Genomic DNA, 19,158 nt, shown 5'->3' on the forward strand with positions numbered 1-19,158 from the left:
GTCAGGGCTTGTCGCGCAGGGTGGCCATCAGTTCCGCCTCGGCGACCAGCGCGCCGTCCACTTCGGCGCGTCCCGTGTATTTCCAGATGCCGCGCATCTCGCGCACGATGGCGATCTTCAACACCAGCTGATCGCCCGGCAGGACCGGCTTCTTGAAGCGCGCGCCGTCGATGCCGGCGAAATACACAATCCCGATGTCTTCCGGCGCAATGTTCTTGGTCTTGAACGACAGGATGGCCGCCGCCTGTGCCATCGCTTCCAGAATCAGCACGCCCGGCATCACCGGAGCGACCGGAAAATGCCCCGGGAAGAACGGCTCGTTGATGGTGACATTCTTGATCGCGGTGATGGTCTTGCCGAGTTCCATCTCGGTCACCTTGTCGATCAGCAGGAAGGGGTAGCGATGCGGCAGATATTGCATCACCTGCGTGATATCCATGATCATGATTGTCTTTCCGACGGGTTTTCCAATTCGCCAAGGCGAGTTTCAAGTTGTTTGACGCGCTTGACCAGCTTGTCGAGGTTGCGCATGTGCACTGCGTTTTTCTGCCACACCTCGTGCTCCGAGAACGGCAGCGCCGAGGTGTAGGTGCCGGCCTTGGGCAGGGACTTGGTGATCAGCGTGTTGGTCGATATGCGCGTGCCGTCGGCGATCTCGATGTGGCCGAATATCATGGCCGCGCCACCGATGGTGCAATGGCGACCGATTCTGGCGCTGCCGGCGATGCCGGTACAGGCCGCGATCGCACTATGCGCGCCCACCACCACGTTGTGGGCAATCTGGATCAGGTTGTCGAGCTTGACGCCCTCCTCGATCACGGTGTCTTCGAGCGCACCGCGATCGATGGTGGTACACGCGCCCACTTCGACATCGTCGCCGATCATGACCCGGCCAATCTGCGGAATCTTCTCCCAGCGACCGTCGTTCGGTGCAAAACCAAAACCATCCGCACCGATCACGCAGCCGGAGTGCAGTATGGCGCGATCGCCGATTTCACAGCGGTGATACACGGTGACATGGGCATGCAGCAGACAGTCCGCCCCGACGCGCGCATGGTCGCCCACCACACTGTTGGCACCGATCACCGTGCGTGCGCCGATCACCGCGCCCGTCCCGATCACGGCACCCGCAGCGATGCAGGCATCGGTGGCAATGACGGCATCTTCCGCCACCGTTGCGGCCGGGTGTATGCCCACCGGCGGTCGCGGCGGCGGGTTCAGCAAGGCCGAAACGCGCGCGAAATACAGATAGGGATTGGCGGTCAAAATGCGCGGCAGGTCGCTCGCATCGCGCGCGTCCAGCGGCAGGATCACTGCGCCGGCCTGGGTAGCGGCCAGCTGCGCCAGATATTTGCTTTGCGAGACAAAGCCTATTTCATCCTGCGCAGCCTGTGCCAGCGGCGCAACCTGGCGGATCGTCCGCGTGCCATCGCCCACCAACTCCCCGCCGAAACGGGCAACCAACTCAGTCAGCGTAACCGTCATCAGTCTGGCTTATTTGCCGCCCAGCGCTTTCATCACGCGATCGGTGATGTCGCTTTTGGCATCCACAAAGACGGCCTGCTCGATGATGATGTCGAATTTTTCCGCGCGGGCGATTTCCTGAATCGTCTTGCGCGCACGCTCCTGAATCTGCCCCAGCTCTTCGTTGCGACGCAGGTTGAGGTCTTCGCGGAACTCGCGTTCCTGGCGCTGCAGCTCGCGGCTGTGATTACCCAGTTCACGTTCCTTGTTCTTGCGCTCGGTGTCGGACATGGTCACCCCGTCCTTGTCGAGCTGCGCCTGTAGTTCGCGCGCCTGCTTGGCCAGCTTCTGCAACTCCTGCTGGCGCGCGGCAAATTCGCGTTCCAGCTTCTTTTGCGCAGCCACCGAAAGCGGCGCTTCGCGCAGCAGTTTCTCGGTATTGACGAAACCGATCTTCGTTTCGGCAAGCGCGGGAGCGACCGCAAAAGCGGATGCCAGCATCAGGGAAACGGCCAATAGCTTGATTTTCATTTTCACACTCCGTAAATCTCTGCCTTAGAACGCATTGCCCAAGGTGAATTGAAAGACTTCTTCCTTGTCGCCCGGCTTGCTGACCAGCGGCTGGGCCAGGCTGAATTTAAGCGGCCCCAGCGGCGACACCCACAGCACGGCCACGCCAGCCGAGAAACGCAAATCTTCGAAAGCGAAGTCCCGGTACAGGCCATTGGCATCGCCCGGACCAAACGCGGCGCCGCCATCGATAAAGGCCGACATGCGCAAGGACTGATCCGCCTTGACGCCGGGCAAGGGGAAGAGCAATTCGATATTTCCTACCAGACGCCTGTCGCCGCCGATGGCATCGCCGGTGTAATCCTTCGGCCCCAGGGTGCCGGTTTCAAAACCGCGCACTGACCCGCTGCCGCCCGCATAAAAATTCTTGTAGAAGGGCAGCTCTTCATCGCCCAGTCCGCCGCCTATGCCCACCTCGCCATTGAACATGAGGGTGAAGTCATGTCCGAGCGGAATGAATTGCTGATGCTGCAATGACAACTTGTAATATTGCAGACTTCCTACGGGCGTACCGATTTCCGACGATACCCGCTGCAGCATGCCATGGGTCGGAAAGAGGTAGCTGTTGCGGGTATCGCGCGCCCACGAAGCGTCCACACGCAGCGTGTTGTCGTCGCGCGTACTGTTACCCGTCTTATCAGGGTCAACGAATTTCTGATACTCGGTTTGCTGCTGCCCCGCAGGAACAGTGGGGTCAACCTTCAGCGAATTTTCTTCATAAACCAGACCTAGAGAAATATAGTCGCGCTCGTTGACCGGAAATCCGAACCGCACGCCAGCACCCAGCGTCGAGCTTTCGTAGTCGCTGACACTGTCGAGATTGTTGGTATCGACATCGCGCTTGTAGAGGTCGTAGCCCAGGCTGATGCCGTCCAGGGTGTAATACGGGTTCAGGAAGGACAGCGCATACACCGTGTTGACGCTGCCGGTGTTGAGTTGCAGCGACACCCGATTACCGGTGCCGAATGCGTTGGCCTGCGACACTGACCCCGACAGCACGAAGCCTTCCGACGACGAGAAACCGGCGCCCAGCTGGACGCTGCCAGTGGATTTTTCAGCGACGTTGACGTTGACGTCGACCTGGTCGGTCGTGCCCGCAACCGAAGGGGTTTCGATATTCACCTGCTCGAAAAACCCGAGCCGGTTCAGCCGGTCACGCGAACGGTTGATTTGTTCGGCGTTGTAATAGCCGCCTTCCATCTGCCTGATTTCACGCCGCACCACTTCGTCGCGGGTTTTGGTGTTGCCTGTGACATTGACGCGATTGACGTACACCCGGCGGCCGGGATCGACGAACAGCGTAAAGGCGACGGCGTTTTTCTGCTTGTCGAGCTCGGGCACGGCGTTGACGTTGGCAAACGCGTAGCCGTCGTTGCCGAGCCGTTCACTGATGCTTTTGGTGGTTTCTGTCAGGCGGTCGCGCACGAACACTTCGCCCGGCACCACCGTGATCAACTTTTGCAGTTCGGCTTCGGGCACCAGCATCTGCCCTGCCAGCTTGACGCTGGAGACCGTGTACTGCGGCCCTTCGGTCATGTTGATGGTGATGTAGATACCCTGCTTGTCCGGCGAAATCGAAACCTGGGTGGAATCGACGTTGAATTCGAGATAACCGCGATTCAGATAAAACGAACGCAGGATTTCGATGTCGCCGCCCAGACGGGCTTTCGAATACTGGTCGTTCTTGGTGTACCAGGTAAACCAGCCCGGCGTGGTCGAAGTGATTTCATCCAGCAAGTCCTCTTCGGAAAAGGCCTTGTTGCCGACCAGATTGATCTGCTGGATCTTGGCGCTCTCGCCTTCCACCACATCGAACTGCACCGCCACGCGGTTGCGCTCCAGCGGGGTCAGGGTGGTTTTGATCTCGACCGCATATTTGCCGCGGTTGTAATACTGGCGCTGCAATTCCTGCTCGGCCTTGTCGACCAGGGAACGGTCCAGTACCTGTCCCTCAGCCAACCCGGTCTGTTTGAGACCGGCCTTGAGGTCTTCTTCGGAAAACTCCTTGATGCCTTCCAGGGTGATCTTGGCGATCGAAGGACGCTCTTCCACCGTGACGATCAGCACACCCTCGCGTGCCTCCAGCCGGACCTCCTTGAAAAATCCGGTGGCGTACAGCGCCTTGATTGCCGCTGCCGTTTTTTCGTCGGTCATCGTGTCACCGACCTTGACCGGCAGGTAACTGAACACCGTACCGGCCTCGGTACGCTGGATGCCTTCAACCCGGATATCGGTCACGGTGAAAGGCTCTACGGCAAGCACCGATGGCGCGGCCAGCACAGCAGCGAGAGCAAGCGTCAGACGGTTTAGAAGCATGGGTTTTTTCATCCGCCAAGCAGGCGTTGCAAATCGTTGAACAAGGCAAATGACATCAGCAGGAGCAGTAGCGTCATGCCGATCCGGCCGCCTATTTCCATGGTGCGCTCGGACACCGGACGACCTGTCAAAACTTCCGCCACATAATACATGAGGTGCCCCCCATCCAACAGCGGGACAGGCAGCAGATTCAGCACACCGAGGCTCACGCTCACCAGTGCCAGAAAGCCGACAAAACTGATCCAGCCGAGGGCCGCGCTCTGCCCCGCATAGTCAGCGATGGTGAGCGGGCCGGAGAGGTTCTTCCACGACACTTGCCCGAGCACCATGCGGCCCATCATTTCCAGCGTGAAGACGCTCATTTCCCAGGTCTTGGCCGTGCCCTGCCAGAGCGCTTCAAGCGGGCCGTAGCTGACTTCGGTCATCAGGCCGGCAAAGACGGCTTCATCGATTTGAGGGCCGGCGCCGATTTTTCCCACCTGCTGACCCGCTTCGCTGACTGCATCCGGCGTGATGGTAATGACAGCAGGCTGGCCCTGCCGTTCAAACTCGATCCGCAAGGGTTTGGCCGGATGCGCCCGGATGAGTTTCACCCAGCCCTGCCAGTCCGCGACCGCCTTGCCATCCACCGCAAGCAAGCGATCGCCCGGCTTGAAGCCTGCGCGGAGGGCCGCACCATCGGCCGCCAGGCTGCCGATCACCGGTTCGATCACCGGGTCGTAACGCACGATGCCAAGCGGACGCAGGGTGTCCTGCTCCAGGTTCTCATCGCGCATGGCAGGCGGGGCAAGCTGCACGCTGCGGCCATCGACCAGTTCGATCTGCAAAGGCTCGCCCGCCACGCCTGCCCGCAGCAGGTTCAGGCGCACATCCTGGAAGGTGGGCGTATCGATGCCATTGACGCGGCGGATTTCATCGCCTGCCGCCAGACCCGCCGCTGCCGCAGGAGTGTTGAGCGGAGGCTCGCCGATCAGCGGCTTCATCGCTGGCAGGCCGTGCATGAACAAGGCCCAGTAAAAAACGATGGCGAGCAGAAAGTTGGCAAGCGGCCCCGCTGCAACAATGCCGATGCGCCGCCACACGGTGGCGCGGTTGAAACTGCGATGCGCTTCCGCGGCCGGCACTTCGCCTTCGCGCTCGTCGAGCATCTTGACGTAGCCGCCCAATGGCAACGGCGACAGGGTCCATTCGGTTTGATCCGGACCGACGCGCCAGCTCAGCAGCGGTTTGCCGAAGCCGACCGAAAACCGCAGCACCTTGACCCCGGCCAGACGCGCTGCCAGATAGTGGCCAAACTCATGCACTACCACCAGGATGCCGATGGCGACCAGAAACCAGACCAGTGTATGCAGCACGCTCATGCAGGCACCCGGTTCAAATAGGATTCGGCTACGGCGCGTGCCTGTCGGTCGGCATCGAGCAGGTCTTCCAGCGTGGTCGCCACGCCACCCGCCAGCGCCTCGAGCGTGTGCGCGATACTGGCGGCGATGGCGCTGAATGGCACGGCGCCGTCGAGAAAACGCGCCACCGCCACTTCATTGGCGGCGTTCAGCACGGCCGATGCGTTGCCGCCCGCGGCGAGCGCATCGAACGCCAGTTGCAGACAGGGAAAGCGCGTGGTGTCCGGCGCTTCGAACGTAAGTTGCTTGCCCATCAGTTCCAGTGCCGATACCCCCGCCTCGATCCGCTCGGGAAATCCCAGGGCATAGGCGATCGGCGTACGCATGTCGGGCGTGCCCATCTGCGCCAGCACCGAGCCGTCGGCGTATTCGACCATCGAGTGCACGATGCTCTGCGGGTGCACCACCACCTTGATCTGCTCGGGGCGCGCGTTGAACAGCCAGCGCGCCTCGATCACCTCGAGCCCCTTGTTCATCAGGCTCGCCGAATCGACCGATATTTTTTTGCCCATCACCCAGTTGGGGTGCGCCACCGCCTGCGCCGGGGTGGCCATGGCAATGGCTTCGGCCGACAAGGTGCGGAAAGGACCGCCGGATGCGGTCAGCCACAGGGCTTTCACGCCGGCCTGCTGGAAATCGCCGTTGAAGTCGCGCGGCAGCGACTGGAAAATCGCGTTGTGCTCGGAATCGATCGGCAGCAGCTCGGCGCCGCTGGCAGCGATGGCGTCCATGAACAGCTGGCCGGAGACCACCAGGGTTTCCTTGTTCGCCAGCAAGATTCGTTTGCCGGCCTGCGCGGCCGCCAGCGTGGCCGGCAGGCCGGCAGCGCCGACGATGGCGGCCATCAAGGTGTCGACCTCGGGCGCGGTAGCGACGGCAGTCAAGGCCGCGCTGCCTTCCAGCACCTCGACAGTCAGCCCGGCTGCCGCCACGCGTTCGCGCAACTGCGCTGCTGCCGTCGCTTCGGTCATCACCGCGTAGCGGGGACGGTGTGCGCGGCATTGTTCAAACATGCGATCGACTTGCGTTGCGCCCGTCAGCGCAAAAATCTCAAACCGCTCCGGGTGGCGCGCCACCACATCGAGCGTATTGACGCCGATGGTACCGGTGGCGCCGAGCACGGTGAGAACGCGGGGTTTCAACGCGGAAGCATTCATAGGGCATGCTCCAGCCACAGCAGCATGCCAGTCGCAATCGGCAGCGTGGACGTCAGGGCATCGATACGGTCGAGCACGCCGCCGTGGCCGGGCAGCAGCGTACCGCTGTCCTTCATGCCGGCAACCCGCTTGATCCAGGACTCGTACAGGTCGCCCAGCACCGACAAATACAGCAGTCCGACCAACATCAGGAACAGCGGCAACAAGGGCATTGCGGTGTATTGGCTCAGGATTGCGGCGTACAGGGCCAGCGCAAGCAGCGCACCGGCCACCCCTTCCCAGGTTTTGCCCGGGCTGATGGTCGGTGCCAGCTTGTGCCGCCCAAACTGGCGGCCGGCAAAATAAGCGGCGGTGTCGGCAATCCATACCACGGCCATCACCCCCAGCAGTACCGCAGGGCCGCGCGCATGCAGATACAGCAGGGCCACCCAGGTCGGCAGCAGCAGCATCACGCCGACAGCCGCGCGCACAAAGGGCTGCGGCGCCTGCCATTTACCTGCCAGCCACAGCGGCGCGACCACGAGCCAGAATGCCAGCGCCAGCAACACGAGTCCGCCTTGAACAAGCGGCCAATCGGCGCCCGTGAGCTTATGCAGAAACAGCGCGCCGGCAGCCAGCCCGACTGCGTAGAAGCGCGCCGCCGTGACCGGGAAACGGCTCAGGGTGGCCCATTCGTAAGCCGCAGCGCCCACCACCGTCGCCATCAGCAACGCCCACAGCCACGCCGGCGCCCACAGTGCGGCCGGCACGAACACCGCCAGCAGCAGTGCAGCGGTCAACACGCGTCGTGCCAGAGGCGTCATGCTCGGGGCAAGCTCCGGGATGGCCGTCACGAGGAAGTTTGAACCTGCTCGCTGGTACGGCCGAACCGGCGCTCGCGGGTGCGATAGGAGTCGATCGCCGCGTCCAGCGCTTTCGCGTTGAAGTCCGGCCACAGCGTATCGGTGAAATACAGTTCGGTGTAAGCCAGCTGCCACATCAGGAAATTGCTGATGCGCTTTTCGCCGCCGGTGCGAATGAACAGGTCCGGCTCGGGCGCATCGGACAGGCTGAGTTGCTGCGCCAGTGCGGCTTCATCGATGTCGTCCGCCGCCAATCCCACCGACATCAATTTCTTCACGGCCTGCACGATATCCCAGCGTCCGCCGTAATTGGCCGCCACGGTAAAGGTCAGTCGGGTGTTGTTGCGGGTCAGGGTTTCGGCATCGCAGATCAGGGTCTGGATGCGCTCGGAAAAACCGGACAGGTCGCCGATGAGGCGGAAGCGGATATTGTTTTCGTGCAGGCGCGTCACTTCGTTTTCCAGCGCACGCATGAAAAGTTCCATCAGCAACGTGACTTCTTCCTGTGGCCGCCGCCAGTTCTCGGAACTGAAGGCAAACACGGTCAGGTGCGACACGCCGCGGTCGGCGCACGCACGGATCACCCCACGCAGCGTTTCGACGCCCTTGCGGTGGCCGGCCACGCGCGGCAACAGGCGACGCTTCGCCCAGCGCCCATTGCCATCCATGATGATGGCAATGTGTTTGGGGACATCAGCGCTTGAGGCCGGGTGTTTCGAGCGGGTCATCACGCAGGACGGGGTCGCCGGGGCCGCTCAGACTGCGAGCAGGTCTTTCTCTTTTTCGGCAAGCAGTTTGTCGATATCGGCGATGTATTTGTCGGTCAGTTTCTGCACTTCGTCCTGGGTACGGCGGTCTTCGTCCTCGGTCGCCGTTTTGGCCTTGACCATGTCCTTGACTGCACCGTTGGCATCGCGGCGGATGTTGCGCATCGCGACGCGCGCCGTTTCGGCCTCGCCGCGCACCACCTTGATCAGATCCTTGCGACGCTCTTCGGTCAGCGAGGGCATCGGCACACGGATGATGTCGCCGTGCGTGGCCGGGTTGAGGCCAAGATCGCCGTCGCGAATCGCTTTTTCGATCTTGCCAATCATGTTTTTTTCATAGGGCTGCACACCCAGGGTGCGGCTGTCCACCAGCGACACGTTTGCCACCTGTGGCACGGCAGTCGGGCTGCCGTAATAATCCACCATCACATGATCGAGGATGCCGGTATGCGCGCGCCCGGTGCGCACTTTCGCCAGATCGTTTTTCAGCGACTCCAGCGACTTGCCCATTTTCTGCTCGGCAGACTGTTTGATTTCCGCAATCGTCATTTCAGCCATTGTGTTTCCTTCCTTCGTAAAGCGCGTTCAAGGCGTGACGCGCGTCCCTTCGTCTTCGCCCATCACCACACGCTTGAGGGCGCCCGGTTTGAAAATATCGAACACGACCAACGGCAGTTTCTGCTCGCGGCACAGGGCGAACGCAGCCGTGTCGAGCACGGCCAGGTTGTTGCGGATCGCCTCGTCGAAACTCAGGCTCGCATAGCGCGTCGCTGTGGCATCTTTTTTCGGATCGGCGGTGTACACGCCATCGACCTTGGTCGCCTTCAGCAGCAGGTCGGCGCCGATTTCAGCACCGCGCAATGCCGCCGCGGTGTCGGTGGTGAAAAACGGATTGCCCGTTCCGCCGCCAAAAATCACCACGCTACCCGATTCGAGGTGACGCAGGGCCGTGTCGCGCTCGAAGGCTTCGCCCACATGCGTGATCGCCACTGCGGTCTGCACCCGCGCCGGCACCCCGGCACGCACCAGCGCATCCTTCAGCGCCAGCGCATTCATCACCGTGGCGAGCATGCCCATCGAATCGGCCGTTGCGCGGTCCATGCCGGACAGCGCGCCGGTCGCCCCGCGAAACAGGTTGCCGCCGCCGACGACGATGCCCACCTGCACGCCCAGTTCGACCACTTCGCGAATCTGCCCGACAAAACCCGCTAGCGTCTCCGCGCGATAACCGAACGAGTCGGCACCGGACGCATCCGCACCCAGCGCCTCGCCGGAGAGCTTCAACAAAATGCGACGCGCCTGCGCCATCGCGATCAGACCTTGGAGGCGGCAGCGACTTCAGCCGCGAAGTCGGTCACTTTCTTCTCGATGCCCTCGCCCACCACATACATGGTGAAGCCATGGCACTGCGAATTCTTCGACTTCAGCACCTGCTCGACGGTTTGCTTGTCGTCCTTGACGAAGGGCTGCGACAGCAGGGTGACCTCCTTCAGGTACTTCTGCACGGTGCCTTCGGCGATCTTGTCCAGCATGGCTTCCGGTTTGCCGGCTTCCTTGGCTTTCTCGATCGCAACGCGGCGCTCCATGTCCAGCAGCGCCTGCGGCACGCCGGAAGCATCCAGCGACTTCGGCTTGGACGCAGCAATGTGCATGGCGATATCGCGCGCCAGCGCTTCGTCGCCGCTGACGTCGACCAGCACGCCGATCTTGCCGCTGTGGATATAGCTGGCGAACTTACCCTGGCCGCTCAGGCGTTCAAAACGGCGCACCGACATGTTCTCGCCCATCTTGCCGACCAGCTCGGTGCGAACCGCTTCCACCGTGGAACCGTTGTAAGCCAGTGCGGACAGCGCAGCCACGTCAGCCGGATTCTGCTCCAGCACCATTTTGGCCAGCGCATTGGACAACGCCAGGAAATCGTCGTTTTTCGCCACAAAGTCGGTTTCGCAGTTGACTTCGATCATCGCAGCCGACTTGCCGTCGGCACTGATGGCGATGGTGACCACGCCTTCAGCCGCCACGCGGCCCGCGCTCTTGGCAGCCTTGTTGCCGAAACGCACGCGCAGGATTTCTTCTGCCTTCTGCATATCGCCTTCGGCTTCCGACAACGCCTTTTTGCAATCCATCATCGGCGCGTCGGTTTTCTCGCGCAGCTCTTTAACCATGCTTGCAGTGATTTCAGCCATGTTCCTAACTCCCTAATAAATTAAATACAGCAAATCGGTCAGCTCATGCAGAAAGAGGGGCCAACGCCCCTCCTCAGATACATGACGCCGGAAATCTATTCCGGCGATGTTACGGCGTGTCGCGTTTATTCAGCGGCCACGTCGCCTTCTTCTTCCACTTCGATGAACTCTTCGCCACCGGTGATTTCGCCGAGGATCTGAGCACGGCCTTCCAGCGCCGCATCGGCCATGCCGCGCGCGTACAGACGAATCGCACGTGCCGAGTCGTCGTTGCCGGGCACCACATAAGCCACGCCTTCCGGGCTGTTGTTGGTGTCGACCACGCCGATCACCGGAATGCCCAGCTTCTTGGCCTCGACCACGGTCCCCTTCTGGTAACCGACGTCGATGATGAAAATAGCGTCCGGCAGGCCGTTCATTTCACGGATGCCACCCAGGCTGCGATTCAGCTTGTCGGCTTCGCGCTGCACCGTGAGGATTTCCTTCTTCGACAGACGGCCCGGCTCGGCCAGCGAAGCCTCCAGATCCTTCATACGCTTGATCGACTGCTTGACCGTCTTGAAGTTGGTCAGCATGCCGCCCAGCCAGCGGTTATCGACATAAGGCATGCCTGCGCGCTCGGCTTCTTCACGCACGATCTCGCGCGCGGCACGCTTGGTGCCCACAAACAGAACGGTGCCCTTGTTGGCGGTCAGTTGACGGACGAATTTTTGCGCGTCCTGGAACATCGGCAGCGACTTTTCCAGGTTCACGATATGAATTTTGTTGCGATGACCGAAGATGTACTGTGCCATCTTGGGGTTCCAGAAACGGGTTTGGTGACCGAAATGGACACCGGCTTCCAGCATTTGACGCATAGTGACTGAGGACATTGCAATGACTCCTAAAGGGTTAAGCCTCCACCCGTCAGCAGCGCGCGTACCACTTGAACGCGACGCCACCCTTTAACGACAGGTGTGCGAATTTGTCCGAACCATTTCGAACAGCCGGGCATTGTAGTGGGAGTAGGCCTTTATATCAACGCCTACCCAAGATATATAGCCATATAGATTGGTCTCTATTACCGCTCCCGTAAACTCTCACTCGTCACCTGCATCAGCGGACTCAGGAAATATTCGATCACCCGCCGTGTGCCGGTCTTGACCTCAACCGTCACCGCCATCCCTGGACTGAGTCGTACCGCCTTGTTTTCCACCTGAATCGTGTCTTTGGCGAGCTTCACCCGGGTGGAGTAGATCAGCCCCAGCTTTTCGTCCTGGATCGCGTCGGATGACACCTGGGTAATCTTGCCGTGGATCGTGCCGTACTTGGTGAAGGGGAAGGTTTCCACTTTCACCTCGGCGTCCTGCCCGGGGTTCACAAAGCCGATGTCCTTGTTCGGCAGCATGGCCTCAACTTCGAGCACATTCTCTTTGGGCACGATCACCATCAAGGGCTGCGCGGGAGTGACCACGCCACCGACGGTACTGACGGCCAGTTGCTGCACCGTGCCTGCGACGGGAGCGGTCATGCGCATCAAGCGGCCGCGCTGGTCGGCTTTGACCCATTCCTGCTCCAGCGACGCTGCTTTTTGCGCAGCGAGATTGTGCTGATCCAGCAGCTGGCGGCGCGTTTCGGCGGCGAGGGTGGCTTGCTGCTGTTGAACCTCAGCCAACGCAGCACGGATTTCCATCACTTTGGATCGACTGCTGGCCAGATCCTGCTCCTGTTCGATCCGCGCCTGTTCGCGTTCCAGATAGCCGTGCTGGGAAATGAAGTTCTCTTTCACCAGCTTCTGGTAATCCTGCGCGCGCTGGCGGGCGATGGGCGCGGTTTGTTCAAGTTTGGTGACCTGCTCCTGGGTGGTCTGGAGTTCAGCCCGTCGGCGGATGATCTCGTCCTGCAATTGCCGCTGGCGGGCCTGGTATTCCTGGTACTGGCCGGTGGCCTGGCTTTGTTCAGCGAGCAGCCGGGCAGGATCAACGCCATCCAGCGCTTGCAACCTGGGCGAGGTGCCGTTTGCCAGCGACGTCAACAGGGCTTGTGCTCTCATGGCTTCTAGCCGCGCGGTCAAAGCTTCGTTGCGCAGCCGTTCGCTGTCGGCGGCAGCGCTGGTGGCATCAAGTTCGATCAGCACCTGGCCCAGTTTGACTTCCTGTCCATCGCGCACGTGGATCGCTTTGACCACGGCGGTTTCCATCGGCTGGATGACCTTGGTGCGGTCGTTGGGGATAATCTTGCCGACCGCCGTCGCCACCACATCAATGCGGCCGAAGATAGCCCACAGCAGCGCGATCAGCGCAAAGGTCATGATGAGCCACAGCGTGATGCGGGGTGCGGGATGCACCGGCGTGTCGCGCAGGGAGAGTGCGGCGGGTAGGAACTGGGCTTCGTGGGGATGCAGGTCGGGCGCGTCGGTCTCTTTGCGCTGTGACCAGGCGTGGCGGAAGATTTTGGCGTAGCGCTTGAAGAGGTCGACGAAGGCGTGGCGTTTTAGCATGATGTTTTTTTAAGGTTATTTGTCGGTTGCTCAATGACCATTCTGTACATACAATCTGACGATGCGCATCGAATTCGATACAGCCAAGAACGAACGGAATATCCACGAGCGCAATTTATCGTTCGAGCGGGCGGCAGATTTCGATTTCGACAGCGCGGAATATCTGACAGACGAGCGACACGATTACGGCGAAATACGGATTATTGCTGTGGGTTATCTGGACTGGCGTCTGCATGTCTTGTGCTTTGTGGAAATTGAAAATGGCATCCGAGTCATCAGTTTTCGCAAGGCCAATTTGAGAGAGGCGAACAAACATGGCAAAGCACTTACCCTTAACCAATAAAGAAGGCGAAGTCAGGGAACTGACCGAGGAAGACTTCAAGCAGGCAATCCCTTTCTCCGGCCTGCCCACATCCCTGAAAACCACCCTTGCGTCCCGCTCGCGCGGTGCACAGAAAGCGCCGCTCAAGGAACGAATTACCATCCGGCTCTCGCCCGAGGTAGTCGCGCCGTTCCGGGCGACAGGCGATGGCTGGCAAACCCGACTTGACGCCGCGCTCAAGGATTGGCTTAAAACCCATACCCCCGTTTGAATCATCCTGCTTGCAGCCGATGCAGACGCGAGTAATGCCCCGCTTCGTGTTGCAGCAATTCACCATGCGTCCCGGCTTCAACGATCTGGCCGTGATCCATCACCAGGATGCGGTTGGCATGGCGCACGGCGGATAGGCGATGTGCAATGATGATGACGGTGCGGCCCTGGCAAATTGCCTGCATGTTGTTCTGGATGATGCGTTCGGATTCGTAATCCAGTGCACTGGTGGCTTCGTCGAAGATGAGGATGCGCGGCCGCGTCATCAGGGCGCGGGCGATGGCGATGCGCTGGCGCTGGCCGCCGGAAAGCGTTGAGCCATGTTCGCCGACCATGGTGTCGTAGGCTTCGGGCAGTTCCAGGATGAACTCGTGTGCCCCCGCCAGTTTGGCGGCCGCAATCACCTGCTCAAGCGGCGCGCCGGGGTCGGCCAGTGCGATGTTCTCCCTGAGCGTGCGGTTGAACAGCACGTTGTCCTGCAACACCACACCAATCTGGCGACGCAGGCTGGAGGCGTCAACCAGCGTCAAATCCATGCCGTCGATCAGCACGCGGCCGCGTTCGGGCACATACAGGCGCTGGATCAGTTTGGTCAGCGTACTCTTGCCTGACCCCGAGCGGCCGACGATGCCGATGACTTCGCCGGGGGCGATGTCGAGGCTGATGCCTTTGAGCACTTCGGGAGTATCGGGACGGTAGCGGAACTGCACCTGATCGAAGGTGATGCGTCCGGCAATCGGCGGCAGGCTGCTCTTGGCGCCGACGGCTTCGGTGGGCGCGTTGAGGATGTCGCCCAGGCGCTGGACGGAAATGCCGGTCTGCTGGAAGTCGGTCCACAACTGCGCCAGCCGCATGATCGGTTGCGCGACGCGCCCGGCCAGCATGTTGAAGGCGATGAGCTGACCGACGCTGAGCTGGCCTTCGATCACCAGCTTGGCACCCAGCCACAGCGTGCCGACTGTGACGAGCTTGCCGATGAGATTGGTGCTTTCGTGCGCAAGGGTCGAGAGGGTTGCGGACTTGAAACCGGCGGACACGTAGCTTGCCAGTTGCGCATCCCAGCGGCGCTGCATCTGCGGCTCCACTGCCATGCTTTTGAGGGTGTCGATGCCGGACACGGTCTCGACCAGGAAGGCCTGATTCTCGGCGCCACGGTTGAATTTCTCGTGCAGCCGGGCGCGCAGCAGCGGCGTGACCAGGAGGGCAATCACGAAATACAGCGGCAAGGAGGCCAGCACCACCAGCGTCAGCCAACCGCTGTAGAACAACATCACGCCGATGAATACGACCGAGAACAACACGTCGAGCACCACGGTGATCGAATTGCCGGTGAGAAAAGCGCGGATGTTCTCCAGCTCGCGCACTCGCGCTACCGAATCACCAACCCGGCGTGCCTGGAAATAGCCTAACGGCAGGTGCAGCAGGTGGCGGAACAGGCGCGCGCCGAGTTCGACGTCGATGCGGCTGGTGGTGTGGGCGAAGACATAGCTGCGCAGACCCGAGAGCGCGACTTCAAAGATCGACACCACCAGCAAGCCAACGGCGATGACGTCCAGGGTAGTCAGGCCGCGATGCACCAGCACCTTGTCCATAACCACCTGGAAGAACAGCGGGGTAACGAGCGCGAACAGATTCAATACAAACGACACCAGCAGCACTTCGTAAAGCAGCTTGCGGTATTTGACGACGGCGGGGATGAACCAGGAGAAGTCGAACTTGGCCATCTCGCCGATCAGCGAGGCACGCGAGGTGAACAGGATGAGTTCGCCGGACGGTCCTTTGTCTGCCGACCCCCAGCGGGCCTGCAATTGGTCACGCGACACCACTTCTGGACGTTCGGCCTTGGGGTCATGGATCAGCGCCTTGTCGGCGTCGAAGCGGGCGAGAATGAAGTAGCCGCCATCCTTGTCCACCGCCATAGCCGGCAGCGGGGTGCGATCGAGGCGATCGATCGTGGTCTTGACCGGCTTGGCTTGCAAGCCAAGGTGTTTGGCGGCGAGGAGAATGTCTGGGCGACCAAGAGGTTCGCCTGTTACCTTGAACTGGTGCGCCAGCTGCTCGGGGTCGGCCGCGATCTGGTGGAAGCGCGCCAGCATCACCAGACAAGTAAGGCCAGTGTCCAACGCCGCACTGGATGGAGCTGCAACGCTCGGAGATTCTTGTTCTGACATACACCACTCAAACTTCAAAGGAAATGCCCGCTGACCTTTCTCCCATGCAGGAGAAAGGTCAGCGGGCGGGGTGAAACCTACAACAGCTTGCTTACTGCCAGTTGGCTGCGATCACCGGGGCCAGCGCGGTCTGGTAGTTGGTCGGCAAGCTGGTCTGCCCGGCGGCCGGTGGCGCAAAGCTGGCCATGGCGTTGACCAGATTCGCAACGTTGCTGTCGAGCAGGGTCTTGGCGCCGTCGGTGGTTTTGAACTGCTCGACGTGGTTGGCGCTGCCAAGATACCAGTCCTTGACTACCAGTTTGTCGCTGGTGCCGATGATGCTGGCCTCCAGGTTGTTGCCGACGTGCTGGAACCAGATCTGGTCGGCGGCGACGCCGGTCAGGAACTGGGCGATGTCGGTGTTGCCTGCGGTGGCGTCGTTTTCGACTACGGTGTCGGCAGAATAACCACGACCCAGGACGTAGGTGTCGTTGCCTATGCCGCCGGTGAGGGTATCAACACCGCCCAGCCCCGTCAGACGGTCATCACCCGCATCGCCAATCAGTGTGTCGTTGCCCCAACTGCCTGTCAGGGTGTTGTTCAGGCTATTACCCGTCAGGCTGCCCGCCCAGAACGAGCGTGAACCGTTCTCGACGTTGGCCGCCAGAGTGTGGGCTGCTGAGCTAAACACGTAAACCGCGTCCGTGCCTTCGTTGGCGCTCTCGGTTACAACATCGCCTGCGCTTTCTATGTAGTAGGTATCGTCACCCACGCCGCCAATCAGAGTATCCGCACCGGCATCGCCATACAGGATGTCGTTGCCACCCAGCCCAATCAGGGTGTCGTTGCCTTCGTTGCCATATAGATAATTGTTGGATGCATTGCCGGTGGTCTTCCAGCTACCCGTGCTGTAGCGATAGGCGTATTCAATGTTGGCCGCCAAGGTGTAATCCGCTGCCTGATAGAACTCGACGGTGTCGGTGCCTTCACCTGCGTTCTCGGTAACGATGTCACCCGCGTTGTCGATAACGTAATAATCATCACCCACTCCGCCTATCATCGTGTCCGCACCCACGCCACCATCCAGGCTGTCATTACCCGCTCCACCCGTGAGCACGTTGCTGGCACTGTTGCCCGTCAAGGTGTTGTCCAGGGCGTTGCCGGTGCCATTGATGGCTGCCGTGCCAGTGAGGTTGAGCGCCTCAACGTTGGCGCCCAGAGTGTAGCTGATCGAACTTTCAACCGTGTCCCAATAGCCTTCATTGAGGTTCTCGGTGACGATATCGGTAGCCACATCGACAACGTAAGTATCGTCTCCGGTTCCACCCTGCAGGGTGTCCGTACCCGCTCCGCCGATAAGGCGATCATTGCCCGCGCCACCAACCAGGGTGTCGTTGCCATAGGCACCTGTCAGCGTATTGTTCAGACTGTTGCCCGTCAGGCTGCCCGCATTGAACATGCGCACGCCATTCTCGACGTTGGCCGCCAGGGTGTGCGCCACCGTACTCCAGACGTAAACCGTGTCCGTGCCTTCGTTGGCGTTCTCGGTGACGATATCGCTTGCGTTGTCGACGTAATAGGTGTCGTCGCCCGTGCCACCCTGCATGGTGTCGATGCCCGAGCCGCCCCACAAGATGTCATTGCCGCCCAGACCAATCAGGGTGTCTTTACCACTATTGCCATAGAGATAGTTGTTCAGCGCATTGCCAGTGGTCTTCCAGTTGCCCGTGCCGTAACGGTAAATCCCTTCAACGTTGGTGCCCAGGATGTAGTCAGCTGCCAGGTAAAGTTCGATGCTGTCGTCGCCTTCGTTGGCGTTTTCGGTGACGATGTCACCCGCGTTGTCGACAACGTAATAGTCATCTTCAGTGCCACCAACCATAGTGTCCGCACCCACGCCTCCATCCAGGGTGTCGTAACCCGCTCCACCCGTCAGCACGTTATTGCCGCTATTGCCAGTAAGCGTGTTGTCCAGGGTGTTACCCGTGCCGTTGATGGCAGCGGTGCCTGTGAGGGTAAGCGCCTCAACGTTGGCACCCAGGGTGTAGCTGATCGAACTTTCAACCGTATCCCAATAGCCTTCGTTAAGATTCTCGGTCACCACGTCACCCGCGTTATCGACGACGTAGACGTCATCTCCCGCGCCGCCAGCCATGCTGTCAATATCCACGCCACCATCCAGCCGGTCATTGCCTGCACCGCCAATCAGACTATCGTTGCCAGCGCTGCCGGTCAGCGTGTCTGCGCCTGCGCCGCCGGACAGCACATTGGCCGCGCCATTGCCTGTGAGCATGTTGTTAAGCGCATTGCCTGTTCCATTGACGGCGGCAGTTCCGGTGAGCGTGAGGCTTTCGAGATTGGCACCCAGCGTGTAGGTAATCGAGGATTGAACGGTATCGATCTCGGTCGCCAGGGTGGAGGTTTCGCTCACACTGTCGCCCAGGTCGTCTACGACATAAATGTCGTTGCCCACTCCACCAACCAGCGTGTCCGCTCCCAAGCCACCATCCAGCAGGTCGTTACCGCCATTCCCGCTTAACGCATCATTTCCGGCATACCCCATCAATACGCCATCACCCGAACCTCCAACAAGCGTGTCGGCACTTATGCTACCAAGCAGGACATCCGCTAGCCCCCACGTCACCCCGTCGCTGAACTTGATCTGTTCGATCTTGTAGCCGGGGTAGCTGCTGTAGAAGAATTCACTGACGCTGACCTGATCCGCCGTGCCGTACTTCAACACCAGGTCGTTGCCCTGGCGTTCCAGCGCGGTCAACGCGGTGGAGGCGACGTTGCTGAACTGCACAACGTCGGTGTTGCCTGCGGTGGTGTCGTAGTCAGTGATGCGATCCACGCCCGCGCCGGTGGCGAACAAATAGGTGTCGTTGCCCGCATCGCCATTCAAGGCGTCGTTGCCGACGCCGCCGACGAGGGTGTCGGCACCCGCACCGCCGTTCAGGGTGTCGGTGCCGTCCTGGCCAAACAGCGTGTCGTCACCCGTGTTGCCGTTCAGGGTGTCGGTGCCGGTGCCGCCGTCGATCAGGTCGTTCAGTGCGCCGCCAGTCAAATTGTCGCTGCCGTCCAGTCCATAGATGCGGTTGGTGCCGTCGTTGTAACCGGTGATCCCATCGTTGCCCGCCGTGCCGTTGGTGATGACGCGCGCCATGATCGCGGCCTGATCCCACGTCACCCCGTCGCTGAACTTGATCTGTTCGATCTTGTAGCCGGGGTAGCT

At 60.8% G+C, this 19,158-nt stretch carries 17 protein-coding genes; 2 read left to right on the plus strand and 15 right to left on the minus strand.

Annotation, left to right across the window (positions count from 1 at the left end; translation table 11 throughout):
• Position 1 precedes the first annotated feature (1 nt).
• The 13 genes from fabZ to IV098_RS10900 form a co-directional block, all read right to left on the minus strand.
• A complete protein-coding gene (gene fabZ / locus IV098_RS10840) occupies positions 2-445 on the minus strand; it encodes a 3-hydroxyacyl-ACP dehydratase FabZ (protein ID WP_296888987.1) in 444 nt (147 codons plus the stop codon).
• Positions 442-1,485, minus strand: a complete 1,044-nt coding sequence (gene lpxD, locus IV098_RS10845) for a UDP-3-O-(3-hydroxymyristoyl)glucosamine N-acyltransferase (RefSeq protein ID WP_296888988.1) — start codon at positions 1,483-1,485, stop codon at positions 442-444. The genes fabZ and lpxD overlap by 4 nt, the downstream gene beginning before the upstream one ends.
• A 9-nt stretch (positions 1,486-1,494) precedes the next feature.
• Positions 1,495-1,995 carry an OmpH family outer membrane protein gene (locus tag IV098_RS10850; RefSeq protein ID WP_296888990.1) on the minus strand — a complete coding sequence of 167 codons (501 nt, stop codon included), beginning with the start codon at positions 1,993-1,995 and terminating at the stop codon, positions 1,495-1,497.
• A gap of 24 nt (positions 1,996-2,019) precedes the next feature.
• The gene (gene bamA, locus IV098_RS10855) at positions 2,020-4,350 is read right to left on the minus strand and encodes an outer membrane protein assembly factor BamA (protein WP_296888991.1); all 2,331 of its coding nucleotides are present in this window, start codon (positions 4,348-4,350) and stop codon (positions 2,020-2,022) included.
• Between the two features lie 8 nt (positions 4,351-4,358).
• Entirely contained in the window at positions 4,359-5,711 is a 1,353-nt protein-coding gene (rseP, locus tag IV098_RS10860) for an RIP metalloprotease RseP (protein ID WP_296888992.1), read from the minus strand.
• Positions 5,708-6,892 carry a 1-deoxy-D-xylulose-5-phosphate reductoisomerase gene (gene ispC, locus IV098_RS10865; RefSeq protein ID WP_296888993.1) on the minus strand — a complete coding sequence of 395 codons (1,185 nt, stop codon included), beginning with the start codon at positions 6,890-6,892 and terminating at the stop codon, positions 5,708-5,710. Before ispC ends, rseP begins: the two co-directional genes overlap by 4 nt.
• Before the next feature lie 11 nt (positions 6,893-6,903).
• Entirely contained in the window at positions 6,904-7,710 is an 807-nt protein-coding gene (locus IV098_RS10870; RefSeq protein ID WP_296888994.1) for a phosphatidate cytidylyltransferase, read from the minus strand.
• 26 nt (positions 7,711-7,736) lie between these two features.
• Positions 7,737-8,477 (minus strand): isoprenyl transferase, encoded by a 741-nt coding sequence (locus IV098_RS10875; protein WP_296888995.1) that lies wholly within the window; start codon positions 8,475-8,477, stop codon positions 7,737-7,739.
• Positions 8,478-8,504: 27 nt separating this feature from the next.
• The gene (gene frr, locus IV098_RS10880) at positions 8,505-9,074 is read right to left on the minus strand and encodes a ribosome recycling factor (RefSeq protein ID WP_296888997.1); all 570 of its coding nucleotides are present in this window, start codon (positions 9,072-9,074) and stop codon (positions 8,505-8,507) included.
• Positions 9,075-9,101: 27 nt separating this feature from the next.
• A complete protein-coding gene (gene pyrH / locus IV098_RS10885; protein WP_296888999.1) occupies positions 9,102-9,824 on the minus strand; it encodes a UMP kinase in 723 nt (240 codons plus the stop codon).
• A gap of 5 nt (positions 9,825-9,829) precedes the next feature.
• Positions 9,830-10,702 carry a translation elongation factor Ts gene (gene tsf / locus IV098_RS10890; RefSeq protein WP_296889001.1) on the minus strand — a complete coding sequence of 291 codons (873 nt, stop codon included), beginning with the start codon at positions 10,700-10,702 and terminating at the stop codon, positions 9,830-9,832.
• A gap of 125 nt (positions 10,703-10,827) precedes the next feature.
• The gene (rpsB, locus tag IV098_RS10895; RefSeq protein WP_296889003.1) at positions 10,828-11,574 is read right to left on the minus strand and encodes a 30S ribosomal protein S2; all 747 of its coding nucleotides are present in this window, start codon (positions 11,572-11,574) and stop codon (positions 10,828-10,830) included.
• A gap of 188 nt (positions 11,575-11,762) precedes the next feature.
• Complete coding sequence (locus IV098_RS10900) at positions 11,763-13,181, minus strand: HlyD family type I secretion periplasmic adaptor subunit (protein WP_296889007.1); 1,419 nt, start codon at positions 13,179-13,181, stop codon at positions 11,763-11,765.
• Between the two features lie 61 nt (positions 13,182-13,242).
• On the opposite strand from IV098_RS10900, the gene IV098_RS10905 reads away from it, so the two are divergent.
• Together IV098_RS10905 and IV098_RS10910 are read left to right on the plus strand one after the other, a co-directional pair.
• The gene (locus tag IV098_RS10905) at positions 13,243-13,524 is read left to right on the plus strand and encodes a BrnT family toxin (protein ID WP_296889009.1); all 282 of its coding nucleotides are present in this window, start codon (positions 13,243-13,245) and stop codon (positions 13,522-13,524) included.
• Positions 13,496-13,774 (plus strand): BrnA antitoxin family protein, encoded by a 279-nt coding sequence (locus IV098_RS10910; protein ID WP_296889011.1) that lies wholly within the window; start codon positions 13,496-13,498, stop codon positions 13,772-13,774. Before IV098_RS10905 ends, IV098_RS10910 begins: the two co-directional genes overlap by 29 nt.
• Position 13,775: 1 nt before the next feature.
• On the opposite strand, the gene IV098_RS10915 is transcribed toward IV098_RS10910, so the two are convergent.
• Both IV098_RS10915 and IV098_RS10920 read right to left on the minus strand, forming a co-directional pair.
• On the minus strand, positions 13,776-15,896 hold the full coding sequence (locus IV098_RS10915) for a type I secretion system permease/ATPase (protein ID WP_296889013.1): 2,121 nt from the start codon (positions 15,894-15,896) through the stop codon (positions 13,776-13,778).
• A gap of 139 nt (positions 15,897-16,035) precedes the next feature.
• Positions 16,036-19,158, minus strand: a 3,123-nt coding sequence (locus IV098_RS10920) for a calcium-binding protein (protein ID WP_296889015.1), incomplete at its 5' end; no start/stop codon positions are given.

The sequence above is a fragment of the Thiobacillus sp. genome, from assembly GCF_018780105.1.
Taxonomy (GTDB): domain Bacteria; phylum Pseudomonadota; class Gammaproteobacteria; order Burkholderiales; family Thiobacillaceae; genus Thiobacillus.

Excerpts from the sequence above, each read along its gene's own strand:
- IV098_RS10850 (WP_296888990.1), bottom strand. The coding sequence starts at position 1,995 with ATGAAAATCAAGCTATTGGCCGTTTCCCTGATGCTGGCATCCGCTTTT.
- pyrH (WP_296888999.1), bottom strand. The coding sequence starts at position 9,824 with ATGGCGCAGGCGCGTCGCATTTTGTTGAAGCTCTCCGGCGAGGCGCTG.
- tsf (WP_296889001.1), bottom strand. The coding sequence starts at position 10,702 with ATGGCTGAAATCACTGCAAGCATGGTTAAAGAGCTGCGCGAGAAAACC.
- IV098_RS10875 (WP_296888995.1), bottom strand. The coding sequence starts at position 8,477 with ATGACCCGCTCGAAACACCCGGCCTCAAGCGCTGATGTCCCCAAACAC.
- IV098_RS10905 (WP_296889009.1), top strand. The coding sequence starts at position 13,243 with ATGCGCATCGAATTCGATACAGCCAAGAACGAACGGAATATCCACGAG.
- frr (WP_296888997.1), bottom strand. The coding sequence starts at position 9,074 with ATGGCTGAAATGACGATTGCGGAAATCAAACAGTCTGCCGAGCAGAAA.
- IV098_RS10900 (WP_296889007.1), bottom strand. The coding sequence starts at position 13,181 with ATGCTAAAACGCCACGCCTTCGTCGACCTCTTCAAGCGCTACGCCAAA.
- lpxD (WP_296888988.1), bottom strand. The coding sequence starts at position 1,485 with ATGACGGTTACGCTGACTGAGTTGGTTGCCCGTTTCGGCGGGGAGTTG.
- fabZ (WP_296888987.1), bottom strand. The coding sequence starts at position 445 with ATGATCATGGATATCACGCAGGTGATGCAATATCTGCCGCATCGCTAC.
- rseP (WP_296888992.1), bottom strand. The coding sequence starts at position 5,711 with ATGAGCGTGCTGCATACACTGGTCTGGTTTCTGGTCGCCATCGGCATC.
- IV098_RS10870 (WP_296888994.1), bottom strand. The coding sequence starts at position 7,710 with ATGACGCCTCTGGCACGACGCGTGTTGACCGCTGCACTGCTGCTGGCG.
- bamA (WP_296888991.1), bottom strand. The coding sequence starts at position 4,350 with ATGCTTCTAAACCGTCTGACGCTTGCTCTCGCTGCTGTGCTGGCCGCG.
- IV098_RS10910 (WP_296889011.1), top strand. The coding sequence starts at position 13,496 with ATGGCAAAGCACTTACCCTTAACCAATAAAGAAGGCGAAGTCAGGGAA.
- rpsB (WP_296889003.1), bottom strand. The coding sequence starts at position 11,574 with ATGTCCTCAGTCACTATGCGTCAAATGCTGGAAGCCGGTGTCCATTTC.